The organism is Paenibacillus baimaensis, assembly GCF_025567575.1.
In genome coordinates, this window is sequence record NZ_JAOQIO010000016.1 from 34,002 (window position 1) to 58,828 (window position 24,827).

14 protein-coding genes are annotated in these 24,827 nt (G+C 40.0%); 6 read left to right on the top strand and 8 right to left on the bottom strand.

Going from position 1 to position 24,827, the window contains the following annotated elements; genetic code table 11:
• Window positions 1-419 precede the first annotated feature (419 nt).
• Window positions 420-1,418 (bottom strand): DGQHR domain-containing protein, encoded by a 999-nt coding sequence (locus tag OB236_RS07155; RefSeq protein ID WP_262683331.1) that lies wholly within the window; start codon window positions 1,416-1,418, stop codon window positions 420-422.
• A 138-nt stretch (window positions 1,419-1,556) separates the two neighbouring features.
• Between OB236_RS07155 and OB236_RS07160 the strand changes: the two genes are divergently transcribed.
• Complete coding sequence (locus tag OB236_RS07160; protein ID WP_262683332.1) at window positions 1,557-1,901, top strand: helix-turn-helix domain-containing protein; 345 nt, start codon at window positions 1,557-1,559, stop codon at window positions 1,899-1,901.
• A 342-nt stretch (window positions 1,902-2,243) separates the two neighbouring features.
• Here the strand turns inward: OB236_RS07160 and OB236_RS07165 are convergent, their stop codons facing one another.
• Window positions 2,244-3,593, bottom strand: coding sequence for an HNH endonuclease (locus OB236_RS07165; RefSeq protein ID WP_262683333.1), 1,350 nt, complete (start codon window positions 3,591-3,593; stop codon window positions 2,244-2,246).
• A gap of 521 nt (window positions 3,594-4,114) precedes the next feature.
• Between OB236_RS07165 and OB236_RS07170 the strand changes: the two genes are divergently transcribed.
• The 4 genes from OB236_RS07170 to rpsR all read left to right on the top strand — a co-directional run bounded on the left by OB236_RS07170 (window position 4,115) and on the right by rpsR (window position 11,377).
• Window positions 4,115-6,664, top strand: coding sequence for a Spaf_1101 family AAA-like ATPase (locus OB236_RS07170; protein ID WP_262683334.1), 2,550 nt, complete (start codon window positions 4,115-4,117; stop codon window positions 6,662-6,664).
• 259 nt (window positions 6,665-6,923) lie between these two features.
• Window positions 6,924-8,933, top strand: a complete 2,010-nt coding sequence (locus tag OB236_RS07175) for an AAA family ATPase (RefSeq protein ID WP_262683335.1) — start codon at window positions 6,924-6,926, stop codon at window positions 8,931-8,933.
• A gap of 170 nt (window positions 8,934-9,103) precedes the next feature.
• Window positions 9,104-10,171 carry an SIR2 family protein gene (locus OB236_RS07180; RefSeq protein WP_262683336.1) on the top strand — a complete coding sequence of 356 codons (1,068 nt, stop codon included), beginning with the start codon at window positions 9,104-9,106 and terminating at the stop codon, window positions 10,169-10,171.
• A 918-nt stretch (window positions 10,172-11,089) separates the two neighbouring features.
• Window positions 11,090-11,377 (top strand): 30S ribosomal protein S18, encoded by a 288-nt coding sequence (gene rpsR / locus OB236_RS07185; RefSeq protein WP_076237573.1) that lies wholly within the window; start codon window positions 11,090-11,092, stop codon window positions 11,375-11,377.
• A gap of 95 nt (window positions 11,378-11,472) precedes the next feature.
• On the opposite strand, the gene OB236_RS07190 is transcribed toward rpsR, so the two are convergent.
• The 6 genes from OB236_RS07190 to OB236_RS07215 form a co-directional block, all read right to left on the bottom strand.
• Complete coding sequence (locus tag OB236_RS07190) at window positions 11,473-13,107, bottom strand: response regulator (RefSeq protein ID WP_262683337.1); 1,635 nt, start codon at window positions 13,105-13,107, stop codon at window positions 11,473-11,475.
• A complete protein-coding gene (locus tag OB236_RS07195) occupies window positions 13,104-14,930 on the bottom strand; it encodes a sensor histidine kinase (protein ID WP_262683338.1) in 1,827 nt (608 codons plus the stop codon). The genes OB236_RS07190 and OB236_RS07195 overlap by 4 nt, the downstream gene beginning before the upstream one ends.
• A gap of 110 nt (window positions 14,931-15,040) precedes the next feature.
• Window positions 15,041-15,925, bottom strand: coding sequence for a carbohydrate ABC transporter permease (locus OB236_RS07200; RefSeq protein ID WP_262683339.1), 885 nt, complete (start codon window positions 15,923-15,925; stop codon window positions 15,041-15,043).
• Window positions 15,926-15,941: 16 nt separating this feature from the next.
• Window positions 15,942-16,826 (bottom strand): carbohydrate ABC transporter permease, encoded by an 885-nt coding sequence (locus OB236_RS07205; RefSeq protein WP_262683340.1) that lies wholly within the window; start codon window positions 16,824-16,826, stop codon window positions 15,942-15,944.
• A gap of 73 nt (window positions 16,827-16,899) precedes the next feature.
• Complete coding sequence (locus OB236_RS07210; RefSeq protein WP_262683341.1) at window positions 16,900-18,186, bottom strand: extracellular solute-binding protein; 1,287 nt, start codon at window positions 18,184-18,186, stop codon at window positions 16,900-16,902.
• A 239-nt stretch (window positions 18,187-18,425) separates the two neighbouring features.
• Window positions 18,426-21,695 (bottom strand): DEAD/DEAH box helicase, encoded by a 3,270-nt coding sequence (locus tag OB236_RS07215; RefSeq protein ID WP_262683342.1) that lies wholly within the window; start codon window positions 21,693-21,695, stop codon window positions 18,426-18,428.
• Between the two features lie 308 nt (window positions 21,696-22,003).
• On the opposite strand from OB236_RS07215, the gene OB236_RS07220 reads away from it, so the two are divergent.
• Entirely contained in the window at window positions 22,004-24,607 is a 2,604-nt protein-coding gene (locus OB236_RS07220; protein WP_262683343.1) for an Ig-like domain-containing protein, read from the top strand.
• Window positions 24,608-24,827: the final 220 nt, after the last annotated feature.

A 24,827-nucleotide genomic window follows, 5' to 3' on the forward strand; every position in this document is an offset into this window, starting at 1 on the left:
TCAAGCTAAGATGAATCTATACCCCAAAAGCTATCCTTTCTATTTCAAGCATAATTCCATAGAAAAGATGGGTTGCCATAAATTCTATTCCACTTTCTATCAGCGAAGAAATGCATTTACTAGCCCAACAGCTTCACTATCATTTTTCTCCTGCCCAACTTGATCATGTCCCGCATAAGGATTGCAGAAGGTGACTTAAAAACAGTAAAGCGCCTTAAAGCGCATGAAGTTCCTCCAGTCCAGGAAACATTCAGTTTTTGCGACAAATGGCAAATGGCTTGATCGAGGTTTCACTGCGGTTACTATCTATTTCTTAGCGACCACCTTTACTTCTGCGGGAATAAGGTTAACTGGGGGTAATAGTTTACGCTTACTTGATAAAACAGGTAACTTTATTCCGGCAAATTACATTTATAGATTCATTGATCAGGCATCATTTGGATTAATAACTCTGCAGCAAGGGTTTTTGAACCAGAAGTACCACGAATATATCTCAAAGCACTGGAACTGGACCAATCCATTTTTTTTAATTTTCTAACATATTTTACAATAGCATTATAGTCGATATGTTTCTTATCCTCAGATACGCATACAGATAAAATATCTGCACCGGCAATACTCAGAGCATTTAGACATACAATATGTGTAATTCTATATTCTTTATAATCGGACCACTCTTTAGTGTAGTGTTCTTTTAGTGCATTAAAATAAATTAGAACAAGCATAAGTTTTTCTTCTTTTGTAAGATGAAATACATGTGGTGATTTTGTTAATAACTCAACCATTCGATAAAGATTTTGTAAGGTTATATGGCGTCCATTGTTTCTTTTTCCTGTAATTGATGAGATGTTTTGGAAGGGGCTGCCATTTTGCAAAACTAACTCTGTGGAGATCCAACTTAACTCATCAGCATGTCTTTGAAGAAATTTGCTTAAAGAATTCCCTATTGGCTTGCTTTTAGTGTTTATAGTATCAAATAGTTGAATTTCTTCATCTTCATCAAGAAAATGAAATGTAACAAAAGGGATATTCAATTCAGAGTCTGTTTCTTGAATATATAGCTTAATACCACCAAGCCTATGCTGCCCGTCAATGAGCGATGCTTTTTTATTACATAAAAGTCGTCCGAAGTTAGGTCTATGTTTATCATAAGCAACAAATTCCCAGTTTGATTCGGCATTTAATAGTATAGGGGGAAAAAGCGATATATCACCTTTGGATAAATAGTTAGCAAAATCTTTACATCTCTTTAAGTCAACAGGTCGCTGATATCCTTTTCCTGATGAATGATCAAATGGTTTTACATAGTTGAGTGTCAATGCGTTTGTTGCCAATACACTACCCGAGTAGCTTACCTTACCACGTTGTTTATATTGTACTACATTCTCTATAACTAGTTGATGGGGTAATTGATTCACAGTTGTCAGTCTCCTTAGCGAAAGTATCTATGCCTAATAATAGGGTATTATAATGCCCAATATCAAATGGTAAATGGTAGTATTTATCACTTTAACTTATTGCTTGGCTCACCTACTCTGAAAAGGGGAGGTAGTCATGTGCAAAAATTATTAAAACATGTCTCCGAAAGGATACGATTCTATCGTAAGGCTGCAAACTTAACACAAGAGGAATTAAGTGAATTATTGAATATTGATAGGTCATATATCGGGAAGATAGAGCGTGGGGAAGTAAATGCGTCATTAGATACTATTGAAAGAATTGCTTTGGCTTTAAAAGTAGATCCATTTGAGTTGTTCCATAAGCAAAGTAAAGGTACTAATAAAGATAAGCGAGATTTTATTGAAAAAATTAATATTATACTAACAAATCAAAAAATAGAAGAACTAAAGATGTTATATGATGTGATAAGAACAGTTCAATTATATAAAAATATAAAGTAGTCAGTTATACATACAAAATGCAGTCGATATATCCCAGACTTTAAAGTTTTAGACAAATTAATGGGGTGTACTTATCTTGTTAAAAAATCCGCTTCTCAAATCCATTCGCACTAATGCTTTCAGTGATTAGTCTTACTATAATAGGATTACCGATAGGGTCTTTGCAAAAGTAATAATAAAAACCAGTCTAATGTATATTTTATGGTGACATTTGTATTGTCAGAAAGAAAATAATACCCCATCCCAATCTCCAGACGGGGTTTGCTGTTTCAGTTTTGGTTAGACATTGTTCACCCGGCAATTTGATCCCTGATTTTGAATTTGGCTTTGACTTAGCGTCATCTATTCAGCTTTTTTTGCATTTTTCGTGACTCTTTCCATAAGTGTGGTAAAAGGGTAAAAGAGCTTTTCCTGTATTTCGGGCTCATTCAGACTAACATTATGGAACCGTGTAAGAAGTTCTGTAAATCCTAGCTCCCATATCTGTCTTCGCATTTCCTGTGGGTAAAATTTCGAGTCCACTGTGGATGCTAAAGTTTTAAGATAGTCCAGATAAATTCGTGTAAATTCATTGAGGCAATCCTCGTCGACAACAGTAAATTCCTTTCTTAATTTATCTGCACTGGAAATCAGATCTGCGTAGGGTGCATCAAATGCAACCGAATCTTGAGCTAACACACTAATTTCAAGATAAAATTGTTCAAAGGTCGGATGCTTAAAGTTTGTTTGAATTAAAGGAATTGGTTGCAGATGTGATCTCGCACTTAACCGCATTGACTCAAGTCTTCCCCCGCTATTAATTCTCTCGAATACGAACAAAATCTGATCAGGCCCAGAATATGTGCCCGACAGAACCATCCATCGTTTTACGCGGCCTAGTATCGTGATGACACCAATAATTTTGCCAAGCAGTCTCGAATAGTAAATTTCAGCGGAATTGTACTTTACTTCTAAAGAATTGATCTGACCTACGAAAGAAACTACAGTCGAAGCCTCTAACGCAAAGTACTCCCAATTACCACGATCATATCGCGCAAAATCTCTTACTTGGCTCATAAGCTCACTGCTTGCTGTCTGCGGGTCAAACAATGCCATGCACTTGATTAAGGTGTGTGCCGCTGAACGATATTCATCCCGAATGCATAGCGTTTCTTCCACATCTAGTGCCCCCACCGCTTCCTCGACGAAAGCAGAATTACGGATGTGATCATGTATCTTCTCCACATCGTCATCGGTTAATTTGCGCCCGATCTTTTCTTCAATTAAGCCCTTCTGATTTAGAATCAGTTTTCGAGCCTCGCTCTTGCTACTTACATTGGCTCGTATACGCAAACCGCCATCTTCCTGGAGCTCGAAACTCACTTCGGATTTTCGTTTCGGTTTCGCGCCTTTTTCAATAGTATAGTTCGTTTCGGTCGCTATCTTTGGAACTTCCTTGTGTCGCTGCCCTTTGAATTGCCAAGCATTCATCACATATTTGGTGTAGGGTGCGAAAGAGTTGTCTATTTGGGAATAAGCGCTATTGCAAGTATCGCAAATCAACTGGCCTGTTTTATGTGTACCCCCCCAGCAGGAAGTAAATATGTGCTCATGATTTTTCGCTGGAAGCGTACCACTACAATAAATGCATCCGGATAGTAGTTTTGCCTGAAATGGTAAATCTGTTTCGCTAGTGAAATGATTCATGTTCATATCGCTCCCCGCCTATGAAGGCCTTCTATCACTTTTATTTATAAGTATATTACAAATATACAGTTCCCTCCAGATCCCTGTATTACTCTAATCTCCCGTCAATAGAAACAAAAGACTAGCAATATACATGATATGTTTGCACCTACACGGCCTTAAATAGCATTCTTATAGCCCAGCCCCTTAGAAATTGGAAATTATGTAGCTTCCAAACAATGATGGTGGGGTCATTTACTGTTGCTAAAGCACTACACTATGTTAGACCGTGACTCCTTATCTATCAAGGAATGCCGGTCACTTTTAATTGGCTAAAACAGAATGATTTAGAAACACGGCAACAAAACTATTTAAGTGTTGAGTATTAAGGATTTTAAACCTTACAGAGAACATTTTCGTTTAAGAGGTTAGTAACGATAACAAGGAAAACAAACAACAATCGTCACTAAAAATATGGTATGCTAAATATTGACAATATACGAGAAATTGTGAAGTTTTTATACTTTATTGATGTAGGTGGTCTTTGTATGAATGGATCTATTCTATCAAAATATTATAGGCAGATTACCCAGGAGACAAGGAGAATTGGAGATCTTAAGAAATGTGAATTTCATATTCATACGCCTGTTTCACATGACTATCAGTTAATAGAGGGTTCACTCTATAAAAGGCTTGCTGAAGAGGAAGTCATTAATTATGCTTGGGAAATAAATTATTTTAATAATGAACAACGAGAACATATGTTAAACCATGTTGAAGCTGGATTATTTAAATCAGAGGTCTATCTAAAAAATTTAGCTTCAACACCATACGAATCCTTTAAGGAGTATCTGGCATATAAATTAATAGCTCATTCACTTTACATAAAAAATATAGAGGTCGCTATTATATCTGATCATAATACTATTTTAGGTTACCATAAACTTAATGCAGCGATCAGTGAGTATTTCATTGAAAGGTATAAGGGAAAAGAAGAAAAAAGAAAGTGTATTCATCTTATGCTGGGAGTTGAGATTACATGCTCAGAACAAATTCACTTAATTGGATTATTCGATTCCAATATGCATCGACAAGTTCAAAAATTAATAGATGATAATATAATATCAGCCGAAAGTGGCACATACGAAACTTGCTTGTCTATGTTAATGAAAATAAAAGAAATCGGTGGCATGGGATATATCGCCCATATTAATTCTACGGAAATTAGAACAACAGGTCTATATAAACAAACATTATTTGGACACCCTGATTTAAATATTATCGGATTAACAAATAAAGAAACATATCAGCGTGAACTAAGTAAATTAAGATCTTTTAATGTCAGCAATCCCGATGAAAAATTCTGTTTCGTTTATGAAGGTGATGCTCACACATTAAATCAGATTGGTGTTAAAAATACATGGATAAAATTAAGTGATATTAGTTTTTCGTCCTTAAAAAAGGCATTTTTAAATCATAAATTTTGTGTTTTTATAGATAAGCCGATTATTACAGATAAATATATTAAAGGTTTATTGATTGAACCGGGTCAAAATGGTTATTTACAAGGAAGAGATCAAACGAATTTTGCAATTGAATTTTCCCATGACTTGAATTGTGTGATAGGTGGTAGAGGGACAGGGAAAAGTACGCTCCTAACGACTATGGAGGTTATTTTCACGCTTGAGGTAGATTCAGATGAAAAGTTGAGGTTTATTTGTAGGAATAAAATGATCTGTATTATTTTTTATTATCAAAACAAAGAATTCTTTTTGAGGTTTATCCCTCAAACAGACAAGGCAAATCCATTTTCAACGGGAGTTCATTTCTATTCGGAAAAAGCTTTTATAGAATACAGGCCTAATTCCGGAAAAATCGTTTTAGGACATCATTGGAATGAACTTTACGAAGTTTCTCAAACTGAAGCAAATAATTTAAAGTTTGAAATAATAGAAGAAGAAGAAAAACTAACTATACTGAGAGCCTTTTACCGAAAGAGTTACTCCATTAATCATATTGTTAATGAAATCAATCATGGTAAGATTGGTTATTTTATTCGAGAGGCTATTTTCAACGGATTGCCCTTTGAAGCAAAGAATAATTTCTTGAGAACAATTCAAACGATAAATAAACAACAACTTAGGAGTTTTTTAAGAAAAGAATTACCTTTTTTAAACGATAGGATTGAAGCTCGAAAAAGTGATGTTATTCAAAAATTAAAAGAATTTAATTTTCTTTATGAGCGACATCTTCAAATTATTTATTCTCCTAATCAAAAAAAGGTTTCTTATTTTATTGATCCTTTAACAGAGGGGTTCAAACGGGAAAGCTACTTTCCAGCTATAAAGTTTACATGGGGTGATGCGGAAAGGTTTATTGAGGCTGCTGTCCAAAAACTAGGTTACTTAGAGCTTTTGATATTACTTTTGAACGATAATTTTAGAGAGATTGAAAAAAATCTCAGTATAAGTAAATTTGTTTCGAACTCAGGAATCTCCTTTAAGGATATAAACGAGGGAAGAGAACCGGTAAACACCAGTAATGTACACAATATTTACAAAATGATTAAAAACAAATTAACAGAAGATAGGACCAGTTTGGAAATAAGCTTTGGTAGATTTCTTGAGATCACAGACGATTTCTCATTAGTTTTTAATGTTAATTCAAAAGAATTAGTCGGATCAACTGAAACTAACATGAAGGAAATCAGCCAGTTATCGCTTGGACAGAAAGTTGTCGCGATATTAACATTTCTTTTTGAATATGGTAAATTCTCTCACGATAATACTCCACTGATTATTGATCAACCTGAGGATAATCTTGACAACCAATACATTTATAAAAACCTTGTAAAGAGCTTGAGGCTGATCAAAAATAGTAGGCAAGTTATTATTGTTACACACAGTTCAACAATAGTAACAAATGCTGATGCGGAACAGGTTATTGTTTTAGAGTCGGATAATAATAAAGGTTGGGTAGAGAAATCGGGTTATCCCAGTAATGCCGTAATAATGAAGCACATAATAAATTATTTAGAAGGAGGAGAACCTTCATTTAAACATAAGATGGACATGTATGGAGCAATTTTAAATAGATAATTTGAGGATAATCAATAATTTGCTAAATTGAAGCTAAAGTCCATGTCAACACCGTCTTTAGAAGTACATCTCTTTGCTTATTTCATTTCCCGGATCGCACTTTCAGCTAACGGCTGTGCTTACCGGTTTGAATTAAAGATAATATCATCAGTAAGACGACTTATTAATGCTCATATGGAAATTCCGATAATATTCAGATTTTTATGATATAGTTTTTCAATAAAATATACATATTTAACCAATGAAAGAAGGGTGTTATATGGAACTTACAAGTGTAAGGATAATTAATTTCAAGTCCATTGATGATAGTAACGAAGTAACTATAGACCCCCTGACCACAATATTAGTTGGGCAAAATGAATCCGGAAAAACAGGTTTTTTACAAGCACTCTATAAATCTAATCCAGTGGAATCAAATATATCGTATAACGTTACAGAAGAATATCCTAGAAAAGGTTTAAATGTATACCAACGTGAACATGCAAATGACCCGGCAGTCGTATGTGTATTGAAATACGAATTAACAAAAAGCGAAATTGAAAATATAAATAACGATTTTGGTTTTAATTTACTTGATACATTTTCATTCTCATGGAGTAGAAAATATAATGGATCTGGAACAGTTGATATGAATGTTAACGAAAAGCCCTATATTGAATACAAATTGAAAAATGGTAATCTCTCCTCTGAAGTTGAGGCAACAGTGAAATTATCAAATTCAATACCCGACTTAATTAGTAAGCTCGAAGCGGTTGAACTAAAAAGCGATGAAATGGAATTTCTTCAAGAAATAAAGGGAATGTTTGATAAAACACCTGCCTCATGGAGGAATCTCACTCTTGCCCATTACATTTGGTCTGAATATATCAGCCCTAAGATTCCTAAGTTTTTATATTTCGATGATTATCGGTTATTGCCTGGGAAGATAAATCTTCCAGAGTTAATCAGGCGTGTCGATGCCAATCAAAATAGTAATCAAGTTCTATCTGATGAAGACAAAACTGCTTTAAGCCTGTTAGAAATAGCAGGGGTAGAACTTGTTGAACTGACAAGTACAAGCGGATACGAGAATGTAAAAGCAAAGTTAGAGGCTATATCAAACTCTATTACAGATAAAGTGTTTGAATATTGGAGACAAAACCAAGAATTAGATGTAGAGTTCGATATTAGGGAAGACCCAAATGACCAAGCACCATTTAACAATGGAAATAATCTATATATCCGAATCCGTAACCGACGTCATAGAGTAACGGTTCCATTCAGTCAACGGAGTAAGGGATTTATTTGGTTTTTTAGTTTTATTATTTGGTTTGATTGTATTAAGCAGCAACTTCAAACAGATCGAGATTTGATACTTTTATTAGACGAGCCGGGTCTAAGTTTACATGCGTTAGCACAAAACGATTTTTTGAGATATATAGATAATTTGGCGAAAGACCATCAAATCATATATTCGACACATTCACCATTCATGGTACCTAAAGAGAATTTCAATCAAGTAAGAATGGTTGAGGACAAGATAAAAGAAGGCACAAAAGTTACAAGTAATGTTTCATCGTCAGATCCAAAAACACTTTTTCCATTGCAAGCTGCACTGGGCTATTCTATAGCTCAGAATTTATTTATCTCAAAGAAAAACCTTCTTGTGGAAGGTCCTGCAGACCTTATCTATCTAAAATTCTTTTCGTCATTATTTGAAGCAAGTAATAGAACTTATATAAATCCAGATATAACTATTGTTCCAGTTGGAGGCCTTGATAAAATCGTATCATTTGTTGCACTTCTTGGCGGAAATCAACTTATGTTTGCTATATTACACGACTACAATAAAAAACCCGATGCAAGATTAGAATCTTTAGTGAAAGAAAAACTTGTCACGAACAAACAAGTTCTAAATTTTGCAATGTATCGAGATTCACAAACTATTACGAAGTCAGGTTCAGCTACACCCTTATTTAGTAGTGACATAGAGGATATGTTGTCGCCGAAACTTTATATGACTCTATTTAATTCGGCCTATCGTAAGGAGTTAAATGGTGTTGAATTGAAGGAACCCGACTTACCATTAGGAGATCGTATCGTAGATCGGATAAATAAATTTTTACAGGTGAATGCTATCAACCTTAGGCCCTCTGGTGGATTTAATCATTATCTGATAGCATCTCATTTAGCCTCTAAGCCGTTACCAATAAGCAAGATTGATGCAAAAACTTTGAGTCGCTTTGAAAATATATTTACTGATATAAATAAGTTGTTGGATAGTGATTAATCAATATTTTGGAGACCCGCTTTGTTTTAAATCTAATACGATATTAAGGTGTTGTTCTCCACAAGTGTATAAATATTTAACTTGAGTCTTGCTATTTTCTGATTTTGGACCGCAATATATTTGCAAGACTCAAATTAGTAATAAAATAATTTTTTGGTGAGGAAAAGAAAATGAATTTAAAAAAAGGTTTGAAAAAAGGCTCTTGCGGAAATATATTGAAAAAATCTGCCAAAGATATTGGATGGTCTTTATGTGTTGGTGCAGGTATTTCCCGACCTGCTTTTTCAGACTGGGGAACCTTGGTAAGAAAACTAATTAGTCGGATTGATGGAGATGATAATGCCAACAAAATAATAAAGCTTTTAGAGGAGTTTGGACCAGATGCGTTAATTCAAGCAGCGTGTAACATTTTAGATTTATCCGTAGAAGAATTTTCTATATTAATCTCAGAACAGCTTTACGGAGATATAAAGAATCAAATGGAAAAAAATGAGTGGAAAATATTTTCAAAGGCACTATCAGTAACTTCTCCTGCAGAAATGAAAAAAGAACTATGGTTGGAGACTATAAATATAATTGAGAAGTATTTTAAAAACACAAGTGCTTATCAAATAGCAAAAGTAATTGCACCAATATTAGGAGAAGAATTAAAACCAAATGCAATATTATCTTTTAATGCTGAACCATTATTATTTACATTAATTAATTCTTTTTTATGTGAAAGGTTTAACTTTGATCCAAATACTAAAAAATATATGGATTTTGTTACAAGAAGTATCTCTAACAAAAATAAAGACAGATTAACTTATACCTTTTGTCATGGTTTTTTACCTATACCAAATCAAATACAAAAAAGAGGCCTTGTATCCATTGATAAGTTAGTATTTTCTGAAAATGAATATCTATCTTTAGCGAATAATTCATATTCTTGGCAATCTTCGACATTTTATAATATATGTTCTTCTCAGCCTGTTGTATTTATAGGAGTATCTTTAACGGATCCCAATATGCGCAGATGGCTGGCATGGATACATTTTAATAGAACAAACGAATTATTTACTATTAAGGGAAAAAGTATTTCTAGTACTACTCATTTTTGGATGAGAAAAGTTCCTGACAATTTAGAGGAAATCAAATGGATTGAGGCAACAGTTGCCCATTTAGGAGTAAGATTAGTTTGGATTAATGATTGGTCAGAAGTTGGTGAAACATTACTGGAAATGCTGGGAGGCACTTGAAAATTAAGTAAGTATATTGTAAGATAATATCAATAAGACGGTTCTACTCGATTCCCGAGCCTCGCACATTATCTTGTGAGGGCCTGGTGGATAACCGAACATTGTTCGGGACTCGGGTAGAACCGTTTTTTGTGCTGCAATTTACAGATGCATATTTATACATTAACATACAAATACTCAAAAATTGTTCTAACGAAATTTTGTGATTTTGATTAAGATTATACACGAACATATAAATAGTACTATTTATCGCTGAAAATATAAAGATTATACGCATATGACCAGTCATAATTGCCATTTTAGAAGGTGAATTTATGTGTAATCTAGATTATGTCATAAAATCGTTGATGTATCAAGCTTTTGAGGTGTTACACAGTGTGTAATCTAGATCAGTGAATTCAAGACTTAGATGTTGATTATCGTTGGAAAGATAATATGTGTAATCTGTGTAATTTGGATGAGAGTATAGCCGAGTAGAGAACCGTCATGGTGTGTGCAACTCGTAGAGTAGTGCTGCACCACCTTACGGTGAACTAGCGGAATGGCGCCCACGACTTGATGAAAGGATGAAAAGCATGAGAAAATCGGTGTTTATATCAAAGCTAAATGAATTGTTCGGAGAAGATGAGGATGTGGAGATCTATTTCGATTCCCACGGCTGTTCCCCTACAATCACGAAGTATTTTAATGTCTACGTCGATACAGATGGCGACGCAATAATAAAACCAGATTGAAGGTCAAAGAGAACAAGTAGCTAGCTGATCCCAATCGTGATGGAGAACGGTACCTCTTAATGAGCTACCGCCAAATTACTCACAGATACGGATAATTGAACAGTGAAGTGATACTATGACTAGGATTATACACATATCACCGGTCATAATTGCCATTTTGACGTAGAAAGGACTGAATAAACGAATGGGTTTTCAAAGAAGAGATAACAATAGCGAAGAACGTGGCGAACGCAAATTTGGCGGCCGTAAGGGTGGCAAAGGCGGAAAACGTCGTAAAGTATGTTACTTCACTGTGAATAAAATTACTCACATTGACTATAAGGATATCGAAACTCTGAAGAAATTTGTTAGCGAACGTGGTAAGATTCTTCCACGCCGTGTAACAGGTACTTCTGCTAAATACCAACGTGCATTGACAATTGCGATCAAACGCTCGCGTCAAATCGCATTGCTGCCATACACAACGGAATAGGCAACGATTCCCCAAAAAAAGCTGTCCCCAAGTCGTAATGACTCGGAGGCAGCTTTTGTGTTTTTTACACATATGAAGGACGTAGGATTGAGTTTTTATAACAGGATTTTACTCGGTACAACCCCAAACTTCTTTTTGAAGCATCTACTGAAATAATAGGGATCGGCATAACCTACACTTTGTGAAACGTCGACGATCTTGAGCGATACCGATGTTCCATGAGGAACATCCTTCAACAATTCCATGGCCTTATCCAGCCGCACATCTGTCAAAAATTCAATAAAGGATTTCCCTGTTTCCTTCTTGAAAATATGGCTTAAATAACTCGGATTCACGGATAATTCCCGCGCGGCTTGCTGCAAGGTGACGGACTCCTGCGAGAACTGCTTTTCGATATATTCTGTTGCTTTGATCACAATGTCAGAGCCTCTACGGCGCGGCAGCTGATCATCCAGCTCTCTAAATACAATGTCATCAAAAAAAGTAACAAGCCACTGCTGCATACTGGTGACGGTCTCCAGACCATGCATTTGCCGAAACAAAGGGTGGCGGTCTGTCATCCAGCCTATAGGAAGAGTCCCACCTTGCTCCAGGATGGCTGTGTTGCCCAGAGAAATACATTCCATCAAAACAAACAACGCCGTTTCTTTACTGGCACGATTGTTGATAAGCTCCATACAGCTTTCATCGACTTTAAGAACCACTTCTTCACGATTTCTTTGACGAATGACCCTAAGCCATTCAACCCGGTTCAGAGGTGGGGAAAATATGGTATCCTCTGAGTTGATATGATCATGGGTATAGGCAATAACCTGATTGCCCCCATTGATGAACTTTTGCTTTAAAGCATGAACACTTTCTGAATAGGAAAGGTGCACCTGACTCAAGCTTTCATACGTTTGACCAAAAGCCAAAGTAATGCGAAGCTTCATTCTATGATCAATAAAGGTTCGGGCATGCTCGCAAAGGGTGTAAAGCTCGGAGTCTGTAATCTGTTGGAAACCGGTCAAAACAACAACGTGGTTGTCCTCCCCATCAATGACCTCACAATAAGCTCCGCCTGTCTCCAGACTTTCCTGTAAAATATTTTTGACCGCAAATCGCCAAAGCTGGCGCTCTTCCTCTTTGTTAAACCGATGGTTCAAGTGATCAATCTCTGCCACAATGACTACATAAATAGGACTTATAGGAATGTGATAGTACTCGGCTTGACGCTCTAGTATTTCCGGTTGAACGGAAGGCTCATGAAGTAAAAGCTGCCGGACAAACTGATCCTTGATAAGAGGCTTCGCTCGCTCAGCCTGCTCCTTCAGTGTTATCAAATAGTCGGTGTCTTCCAATTCCCGGTCCAGATCGCCACGAATTTCGACTAATGCTTTCATCAGTTCATCTTCGTCGATCGGCTTCAGCAAATAGTAAGAGGCTCCTAAGCTTACAGCCGCTCTCGCATACTCAAAAATATCATAGCTTGTAATAAAAATGACTTTGGCCTCGATGCTTGCGGTTCTTAATGCTTCAACAAAATCGAGTCCTGTAATACCTGGCATGTTAATATCAACGATAATTAAATCATAATGATGGTTGTGCGCCAATTCCAACGCCTGGGAGCCATTCTCAGCTTCATCCTCAATCACATATCCGAGCTGAGTCCAATCGATTAAATGGATAAGAAGCTTGCGAAAATAATACTCATCGTCCACAATCATTACGCGATAACAGTTAGATGTCATGAACTCTTTACAGACCTTTCTGGAATTCCTTTTTTGTCGAAAGCAAGAGGTATTCTCAGCTGCACTTCCACACCTGATCCAATGACCGAAGAGATGCTAATGCCATAACCCGGGCCATATCGGAGCTGAATACGTTCTTGTATATTGCGGATACCAAAGCTGGATAAATCAAGCTGGTTCTGTTCTCGATGCCATATATTGGCTAGCAGTTCCTCATTCATACCCTTACCGTTATCCTTGATGACAAAGCATACAACGTCCACGCTGTCCTTGGTTTCAATGAACCCCGATATTTCGCACAATGCACCTGTCTGCTTTTCTCTTAATCCATGTTGAATCGAATTTTCGACGAGCGGCTGCAGAAGCATATTCGGTATGCGGCAATTTTCTATCTGGCTATCAAAGTCAATTATATAATCGATATGACTGTATCTGATCGTTTGTATATATAAGTAGCTTTCCAGGTGCTTCTTTTCTTGTATGACAGGGATAAGCTCCTGGCCTTTATTGAGCGACATTCGGTAAAAGTCACCCAAAGCTTTGACTACCTTACTGATGTCATGTGCCTTCGTCATCAATGCCATGGAACGAATCGTTTCCAAGGTATTATACAAAAAGTGAGGTTTAATCTGTGAGTACATCAATCGGAGCTCCAAGCTCCTTTTTTGCTTCTCCTCTTGATTCACAGTGTCCATAAGCCCTTGGATCTCTCCAACCATATCATTGAACTTATAAGCGAGCTGACCGACTTCATCTTTAGAAGTGATGGGTGATCGTGTGTCCAGCTTACCATTCCCAACAGCCATCATGGCTCGGCTTAACCTGACAATCGGCTTCGTAATCCAATTAGAGAAAACAATCGAAAGGACCAGGGCAAACAATAATCCCAGTGCGCCGTAACCCAAAATAAACAGGGTGATTTTCCACTGATCCTTCATGAGCGCTTTGCTGGGCACCTCATAAACGATACGCCAATCCTTTTTACTCAAGACCTTGGAGGAAATAATTGTTTGTTCTTTGCCGTTATCGAAGATTTGCGAGCTGTTGTCATTGCTGAATATCATTTGTAATTTCTCTGTATCCAAGGTGGTCTGCAGTAAGCCCGGATCATTTGAAGAGATGATGGTACCGTTGGTGTTAATAATCATCAGCTTGCTCGATATGCCTTCTTCATCGTTGCCATATAGCTTGGACAATTTACTCTCATCCATATTGATATAAATATAACCCAGAGGGATACCGTTGCTAATATTAATAATTCGTCTCCCAACGGCGAGCAAATTAATATGTTGAGCATTGACAAGAAAGGGGCTCTGGAAGGTTTCAATCCACACCGCTGATCCTTTTGCCTTGATAAGCTGCTCTCCCGGATAGATAGAAAGGTTGTTCTCGGTAACATTAGTTAAATTGTTGGTATAGTAGGTTTTATTTCCTTGAATCGACTGGATGACGACAGAATCAATGTACGGGCTCGATTCTACCAATGAAGTTAATCCTACATACATCAGTTGAATGTCTTCGAGGCTTTGTGGATCGGTACCGTCTGAATTCAGCACGGACTGGTAGGGCTTATTAATAATAGCCAGCTTGGAATAATTCTCTATATTATTAAATAATGTATTGATCGTGTTGGTAATTAACTCCAGCTTATGGTCGGAGCTGCGAAGGGCACGTTCCATGACCTGATTAAGTGTCATATTGTATAGAGTGATCGTAAGAAAAAGAATGCTGGGCAAAATGATCAGTATATTAATAATCTGAATTTTTTTTCGAATCGGCATGTCCTGAAAATATGTGATTGCTTTAATAAAATCCCCACCCATAAACGATATGCAGGTAAATCAAAGAGGAGCTACCTATCATGCTCCTCTTTCTGTATTCGGTAATCTATGCAGTTATCCTTTAATGTCACCTATCCAATAGATGGTATTGTCTATTTTAAGATAGAGCCAGCTGTAAAGCTTTTCTCCATTTGTTCACTAAAGTAAATATAAATGAGGATCAAAGGAATGGTCGAGATTAACATGGCTGCACATAGCGGCCCCCACTCCACACTATACTCTCCACTAAAATTCATTAAGCCCAAGGGGAGCGTACGGAGTGAAGATTTTTGAATAAAGGTGGCGGCCATAAGTAGTTCATTCCATACATGGAGGAATGTAAAGATTCCGACAGATGCAAGTGTCGGCTTCAAGAGGGGAAGTACGACCTGGAAAAAGGTGCGAATAATCCCGTATCCGTCGATGAATGCGGCTTCCTCCAATTCCTTGGGCAAGCTGCGCAAAAAGCTTGAAAGAATAAATATGCCTATCGGAATATTGATAGTTATGTAAGGAAGAATGATCGACAATTGTGTCTTTAGCAACCCGAGATTTTTCAACAGTATAAACAGCGGCACCAATGTGGCATGAATCGGAACCATGACGCCAGCAAGCAAGATGAGCAGCAATATATTACTGAACTTAAACCTCATACGCGTAAGCGCATAGGCCATCATAGAGCTAAGCAATAGAACGAAAAATACGGTGATGACACCAACAATTAAACTATTTAAAAAGTTCTCGCCGACTTGCCCTTGAATCCAGGCAGATGAATAATTGCTGAACAGCCACACTTTAGGAAGGCTAAATATGCCGCCTAGTTGTATTTCGGAATTATTTTTAAACGAAATCAAGACTAACCAGGCTAAAGGAATCAATTGCAGCAGAGCGATAATCACCATAATCGTATACACACTTAGCTTCTTAACCGACTTTGAATTATGAGCCCTTCTCCGAGTGGAAGTAAAGGATGAAGAATTGGTTTTTTCAATTATCATATTGCATAAATCCCTCCTACAATCGAGCAACACTTCTGGAAAATAGTTTATTGATGAGCCAAGCGATTCCCATGCACTGGATTACCAGAAAAACAGCCAACGCACTTCCATAACCAAAATTCATTTTCAGGAATGCTTCCTGGAACATGCGCAGGGCGATAACCGTCGTACTATTGTCAGGCCCGCCGCCTGTCATGACATAGATTTGCTCGAATACTTTGAGAGAACCGACTACGGATAGAACCACATTGACTTTGAGTACATCGGCCAAAAGCGGGATGGTAATGTGATACACCAGCCTCCAGCTTGTAGCACCATCCAGTTTGGCAGCCTCGTAAATCTGTTCGGGGATGCTCTGAATACCTGCGTACATAATCAGCATATGGTACCCGATGTAATGCCAGACAAGGACAAAAGCAACCGCATAGATCGCTGTATGACTATCGCCCAGCCATAGCTGTGCCCATGATCCTAATCCGATGGCTCGGAAGAAGCTGTTGATTAAACCAATGGTAGGGTCGAACATTTTCCCCCACATCAAGCTAACCATCGTGGTCGACATGATAACAGGGAAGAAATAGATGTTACGGAACCATTTGCTTCCTTTAACCTTTCTGGAAACGAGCAGTGCCAATACAAAGGCTGACGGAAGCTGGAAAAGCAATGAGAAAAAAACGAAAATCAAGCCATTTTTGAACGCTTTTACAAAATTCGGATCGTCAGTCATCATCTTCACGTAGTTATCTATTCCGATAAACTTCATGGGGGTTACGCCATCCCATTGATGCAAGCTGTAATAGACCGTTTGGGCAACAGGGTATATAAAGAAAACCGTGAACAAGAGTAAACCAGGCAATAAAAATAAACTTAGCACCCAGCGGTTCGATAAAGCTTTTTCCATGTAAATCCCCCTCTACAATTCTAGACATGGTAAAAGAGGCACTACCGAGGTATAAGTGCCTCTCAACATTCATCTATCGTTTTTTCATAATTTGTTCCATTTTTTGAGTAAACTCGGCAGCGGATAACGTTCCTGTGTAGAGCTTTTGATTCAGATCGCGATATTCATCCCCTACAGCGGCCGGTACCGTGTCATACCAATACGTTTGAATAAATTTGTAGCCTTTGTAATCGTCCAAATATTGGGCATACGATTCGTTGATTTTTTTATCCGGCTTAGCTTCTGTATTCGCATAGGAAGGCTGACCTGATTTGACGAGCTGATCGTTAACTTTCAGAGAATATCGGATAGCGAATTCCTTCGCTTTTTGCAGCTGCTTGGATTGAACGTTGACGAATAAACCGTAAGGTGCGTTGTTCCGATCTCCTGTATTGGAGCTAAATGGATCTTTGGCTGCTCCGGTTTGTGGGAATTTGATATATCCGAGATCGTCTCCAAGGGAAGGGATCGCTTTTGCAAAAATCCAGGAGCCATTCATGATCATCAACGCTTTACCGCTATAAAACATTTCACGCGCTTCAAGGTCGCTATTTCCTAAAAATCCAGGTTGAAATGCCTTCTCGTTGACTAACTGAATGATTTTCTGAGCAGCATCCTCGAAAGGTTTATCGGTGAATTTAACTTCGCCTTTTTGCGCTTTGCTGTAAGCGTCTACGTCCTCTCGTAACACGAGCGTATTATAAATCAAATCTCCCGGCCAACGATCCTTCCCGCCTAAAGCAATGGGAACGATATTTTTGGAGTTGGCAACCTTGATGACATTGACAAGCTCTTCCCACGTTTTTGGAGGTTGAAGACCCATTTCCGCTAACAGTTTTTTATTGTAAGCTAACACCTCGGATTGCTCTGAACGGTAGGGCATGGAGTAAACGTTACCGTCAGCTTCCTTAATCAGGCTGCCGTTTAAATATTTGGATTCGAGCCCGGTCGATTTCAACACATCGTTTAAAGGCGCGGCCATTTTTGAATTCAATATTAATTCTCGTTCGGATCTGCCGTTATATTGTCCGAATACATCTGGCAGCTCATTGGCTGCAACAGCGACTTTGATTTTGGTCTTGTACGTTTCCGGATTAATGAACTCATAATTCAATTTCAGGTTCATTTCTTTGGCTACCTCTTCGGCTGCCGGCTTAATATAATCGGTCGTATCAAACATCCATAAGGTGAGTGCTCCACCTTCTTGAGCTGGTTTCTTTCCACCATCCGTGGACGCTTCAGGTGTATTACCACATGCCGTAAAAATAAGTGTGCTGCTGCATATCAACAGCGGTAATAACATTTTCTTTTTATGATTCAAGTTGATTCCCCCTAAGGCTAATGATGATTTTCGTTCGTTTACTGTTCAAATTATAGTCATCCTGATATTTAAATTGAATGGAATATTTTTGGGCTCGCTCGTAAATATTTTGTTCGTTTTGTTTGGAAGCATAGCTGCAATCGAGCTTTATTTTATAAAATCAATAAAAAAAGCCGTGATATACACGGCCAAGGTTTATATATGAGGTTACTATTTGAGTGCAATCTTGAGCGTCATCTTTATGGTATCATCAGAATCTCGCGAAGCTCCTGCTCTGTTAACGTAGATAAAGCCTCTTGTCCAGGCTGGATGACTTCGTCGATCAGATTCTTTTTCTTCTGTTGAAGCTCATACATTTTATCCTCGACGGTGCCCTGGGTGACGAGACGAATCACCTGTACAACGTTTTTCTGCCCAATTCGATGTGCCCGGTCGGCTGCCTGCTGCTCCACAGCGGGGTTCCACCACAGATCGTAAAGGATTACCGTATCGGCTCCAGTCAGATTCAGTCCAGTACCGCCTGCTTTTAACGAAATGAGAAACAGATCGCGTTCGCCCTCGTTAAATCGATTGCACAGCGCTACGCGCTCAGATGCAGGTGTGCTGCCGTCGAGGTAGAAATGCGGTAACCCTTGATAGCCGAGCTCCCGTCGGATCAGACCAAGCATTTCGGTAAATTGGGAAAAGACGAGCATTCGTTTTCCCGCACTCCGGCATTCCTCAATGATTTCCATAAGCTGCTCGAATTTGGCGGAGCTTCCGGTATAGCCCTCGACAAACAGCGCAGGGTGGCAGCATAGCTGGCGAAGCCGAGTCAAGCCGGCAAGGATTTTGATCCGGTTTTTCTGAAAGCCTTTTTCGTTCAAATGCTTCACGGTTTCCTGCTGCAGCTTGGCCAAATAGGCGACATACAACTTCTTTTGCTCCGGCAATAGCTCAGAGGCTTGCAGCGATTCGATCTTATCCGGCAGCTCCTTAAGCACGTCCGTCTTCAAGCGGCGCAGCAGGAAAGGGCGAACCCGCCTCGCGACAACTTCTCTCGGTAATTCATTAAATGCTTTGCGGCTTGGGAAGAGCTCGGGAAATACAGCGTCAAAGATCGACCATAATTCCTCCAGCCTGTTCTCCACAGGTGTCCCAGTAAGCGCAAACCGGTATACGGCCTGAATTGCTTTGACTGCCTTTGCCGTTTGCGTGGTATGGTTCTTGAAAACCTGTGCTTCATCCAAAATCAGCGTATGAAATGAAAGCTGGGCATACAGCTCGAGGTCCCGGCGCAATAATGGGTAGGAGGTAATGATGACATCTACCTGAGACTTGGGTGTAACCTTTAGTTTATTGCTGCGTTCTTCCTTGCTGCCGTCCACAATAACAGCACGCAGCTCGGGTGCGAATTTCTTAAGCTCATTGTGCCAGTTATAAATCAGCGATGCAGGGGAGACGATGATCGCAGGCTGCTGTCGATTACGAATCTCCGGAAGCATGGATAGAATAAATGCGATACTTTGCAGCGTCTTTCCGAGTCCCATATCATCGGCCAGAATGCCACCAAAATGGTAGTGGGCCAACGTCCGTAACCATTGATACCCATAGTGCTGGTAATCTCGCAGCACAGAAGACAGGCTGTCGGGCACAGGGAAATCCAAATGGTCCGGGTTGCGCATATTTTCCAGCAGTCGACGGAACGATTTGCCGAGCTTAATGGCATTGCCTTGTCTGGGTGAGTCCAACAAATGCATGCCGCGGAGCACAGGCAGCCGTATGTTCGGTCCCGACAAATCGGCTTTCTGGATACCGATTTCGTTCATGAAGCGAATGATTTCCTGAAACTCCAAGCTTTCGAGCGGAAGCAGGGAACCATTCGGCAGGCGGTAATACTTATGCTTCTCCTCAAGGGCCTGTAACAGCTTGCGAATATCCGATTCAGGGATTCCTTCCATCTCAAAGCGGAATTCGAGCCAATCTGTCCGTTCATTCATATCCACGGTTACTTTGGGAGCAACAGGGCCGCTGTGAAGCCTTGCCTTTACGGCAGAGGTCGCGTATACATCAAGAAGTTTTTCAAGCTCAGGGACGGTATGATACAAAAACTCGTACTCCGAATCTTCGTCATCCATAAAATACCCGGCATCGGTTTTGGCAAAAGGGGACTGCTCCATTAGCTCCAGAATGCGTCGCTCCTGCTCGCCGTCCCGCATCAGAATCTGGTCAGAACCGCGCACGGGGCCAGTTGCCTCCAGAGGGTTGATAACAATATCACCATATTGAAATTCCAATCCGGCCAGCAGTCGCGATTTGACCCGATCCAAATAAAGCTTGGCTTGTAGAGACAGATATACAATACGCTCGGAAATAGTATGGGCAATGTTGACGCTGCCCAGCTTCATGAGACTCGGGATGACCTTTTCCATAAAAGCTTCCATATGCTCCTGTGGAATCTGAATGTGGCGGTTACGAGAGTCGGCTAGTATGTGCTTCAATTCTGAAAGCCGCTTGATTGAATCCGGCTGCAGCTTCAACAGCTTTCCTTCGGACAAGACAAGACCATAGGCTTCCATGACGGTCAAAGTCTCCATCCCTCGAATGTCCAGCTGGTAACCTTCTGTCTGTGCCTGATCGAACTCAAATTGGAGCGGGATGGGCTCGTCCGATAGATGAACACCTTCAAAGACGCGGTCACCCTGATGGAGCTGTACACCAGGTGCCGCGGCAAGCAGGGGGTAGAGAGAAGCCCAAGAGAGTGGGGGAATCAGCAGCATCCGTTCACCGCTTGAGCTGCTGGTATGCATCGAATAGCCGTTCAACGTCTCACGGAACATTTTTTCGTTATGATAGATCACGATCAGCTGTTGAAGAATGGCAGCTTGCTGCTCCTGAATGCTGTGCAGCAGCGGATCATAAATAAAATGCTTGGAAAACACATAAGCTTCCCGCTTGTCGAAGTGGTCGAGAAACTCTCTTATTTTTTGTACGATGTAGAGTCGCTTCGGTCCTATTCTCAACTCAATACCGAGCATATGTTTGCGGTAGCTGTAGGGGAAAGGTCGACAAATGATTTCCATATCGAGATTCAGTCGTGTATGCATGAGAGACCGTGAACTGGCCGGCCGCCGCGGTTTCTCGCTGAAAAGATCGAGCATTTCGTCCATAAGACGAAGATCCGTGGCTGGAACCCCGGGGGCTCTGAGTGAGGATATACCGGAACGAACGGGTGATCGGTCTGTATGTTGGCTATCATGTATGTGCAGCAGCAAGGCGGCAATATGTTTACAGAAAGGATGCTGGGAAAATAAAGGACAGGTGCACTCGGCATCAACATCACCTTGCAGATCGATCTGGACTCTGACCTGATAGAGGCGGGTTCCTTGAACCTCCGCTTCATAGATACGCTCATCGGTATTTTGATCGATCAGCTTTACTTTATGGTCCTGATAGTAGGCCTCTCCATCTTCGTAGGCAAAACGACCGCATAACAATTTAATAACCCGTTGGGTCAGTTGAAAGCTCATGACAGAAATCCTTCTTTCTTCGTGTAAAGATCGATTATCGGAATAGCGCTACATCCTATGATAACAGAATCGATCACAAAAAAAACAAAGTCCCGTTATCCCTATTTTGTGAATAATTGCAGATAGCCGGGTTGGATAAAACAAAGAATCGACAGTCAGGTATTCATTTTAATCGACAAAATTCCGATAAAACTTAGAAGTCATGTTATTTGCATGAAAATCAATGCCCTGATGCCAATGTCGATAGTAGGATCAAGTATAGCTGGACCTGAAGAATGAAGATTTATATTAATGGAGGTAAATTATTTATGATGGTTAGAATGGCTAGAGTGTTATCCTTGTTACTCGTGCTGATTGTGGCAGCAGGCAATTTGAACGGAACCCGTGTATTGGCGGCAGACGACATTGCAAGTTTAGTAGTGAGCAAGAATGAGGTAACTCTAGAGGTAGGAAGTACGTCGAATATAACAGCAACTGCGGTGTTTACAAGTGGTACTACTGAGAATGTAACGGTCAAGACAGATTGGAATTCCGGGTCGACGGATGTGGCAACCGTATATGCTGGCGCCATATCAGCGAAGAAGGAAGGCAACGCTACGGTAACAGCTACTTACATGGGCAAAACCGTTATTATTCATGTAACTGTAACTAAAAAAGTGAAATCATTAACCAAAGATAAGCAGTTGATTAATTTACGTTTGAATCAGTCGGATAACATATTGATTACTGCCTATTATGATGATGGTACTTCCGCTGACGTGACCAGTAAAGCGGACTGGAGCAGTGACAACAACTCCATCGCTACCGTTACTAATGGACAGGTAAAGGGTCTCAGCTCAGGTAAAGCTACGATCACGGCTAAATATAATAGCTTAAGCTTAAGCTTGCCCGTGAATGTAGAAATCGTTCAACGTATTGATGCCGATAAGTCCCAGGTATCGTTGCTGTTGAAGGGTACAGAGAAGATCAAGCTGATAGCGACATATCCTGATGGAACGACGGAGGATGTTGCAGAAAAAGCAGAGTGGGAAACAGATAAGTCCACGGTTGCTGATGTGCTTAAAGGCACGATTACCGGATATGGTCCGGGTCAAGCTACGTTAAAGGCAACGTATGGTACAAAAAGCACTACTATTAAAGTAGATGTCGATAATGCTATTAAACTGGATTTCGTTGAGCAAACGCATTTGATGAAGAAAAATGGGACCTTGCAGCTTACGCTGAATGCAACCTATGCCAATGGAAATACCGAGAATATTACGGATCGTGCAGAATGGTCCTCCAGTGATGACAGTATTGTTTATGCGTTAAAAGGCAAGCTTACAGCCAATGAGATCGGTGAAGTTACGATTACAGCCAAGTATGGTGAAAAGCAAATTACAAGGACCATCTATGTTGATGTACCGCGCCGACTGGAAGTGGATGAAGAAACGATCTCGTTAAAATCAGGGGAAAACTCCCAGATTATTCTGTATGCTACGTATGCAGATTCCACCGCGCCAAGAGAGGCTGTCACAGACCGTGCTGAATGGACCGTAGACAACAGCTCGGCGATCGATGTAGTAAAAGGTAAAATTACAGCTTATAAATCCGGTGAGGCGCTGGTTACAGCTACTTACGGAGGTAAAACCATTCAGGTAAAAGTATTGGTGGATATCCCGAGCTTTGTAACGGCGAATAAGAAAACGCTAAATTTAGCGGTTGGCAGCTATGAACAAATCACTTTGGAAGCGTCATATGCCAATGATGCAACCAGAAAAGATACGGTTACCAGTGCAGCGGAGTGGAAATCAAGTGCTCCTGACGTTGTTGGTGTTTCTGGTGGTCTTATAACGGGTCTTGCAACAGGCTCCGCTGTGGTTACAGCCAAATATGGAACAAGAACGGTATCGATTCAGGTAACCGTAGGCGTACTGGAAAGCCTGACTACAGAAAAAACAGAGCTGGTTTTGAAAAAGGGCGATATTAACAATATAGCTGTAAGAGCGAAGTATAAGGATGGTACGATCAAAGAGGATGCCGGTGCCGAAGCGGTATGGACAAGCTCCAACCTGAAGGCTGTAACCGTTGAGGCTGGGAAATTGACAGCTGTGGGTTCGGGTCAATCTACGATTACCGCAACTCTGGATAACAAGTCAGTCAGTATTACGGTCAGTGTGGATACGGCCGATGACTTGACCGCAAGCAGCACCTATTTGGTATTTGATCTGGGTGAGATCAAGCAAATTGTGTTAACAGCAACAGATCCATTAAATGTAACCAAAAATGTAGAAGCCGAGGCCGAATGGAAAACGAGCAATGCACAAATTGCACAGGTGTCCAAAGGGACTATTACTCCTGTATCCAGAGGTAAAGCTACGATCACAGCGAGTTATGGTGGCAAAAGTGTTACCATCAGTGTGGAAATCGGTGTTGTACAAAAGCTGGAAGTCGATCAACGTTTCATTTCGATGAAGACAGGTCTGTCAGTTCCCGTTAAGCTGACCGCAACGTTGTCTGATGGAAGCACAAGAGATGTGACTTCCGCGGCTACCTGGAAAACTTCGGCTTATAAAGTGGCCGATGTGACTGCAGGAACGATTACTGCTGTAGGCTCCGGTAAAGCGATCGTGACAGGTACCTTCGGTGGTAAATCGATCGGCTTGCCTATCGATGTGAACACGCTCAAATATTTGAAGACTGACGTCGTGAAGGTAGATCTTACAGAGGGTCAAGAGGTTCAGATTACAGCAACAGGAACTTACTCGGATGGCTCAGATGAAGATGTTACGATCCCTGCAATGTGGACATCAGCGAATAGTATGATAGCCGATGTAAAGGACGGCGTTATTAAAGCGACCGGCAAAGGGAAAACGAGAGTAACGGTTATGTTCTCCAATATCAGATGGTACGTTCAGGTCACTGTTAAATAATAGAGACAGGCCAATAAAAAGCACAGTCAGCCTCGCGCTGACTGTGCTTTTTATTGGTATATATGATCATACATTTGCAGCATGGCATTTGAGATACTTTCTTTGGTATATGTTCTCGCAACCGGGTACTCGCTTACTATTCGTAAATTGTGGCTTGGCGGTCATAATCGGAATGGGTGAGCCTGCTATTGTCTACTATTGTTAAATATAGAAGGGGTTT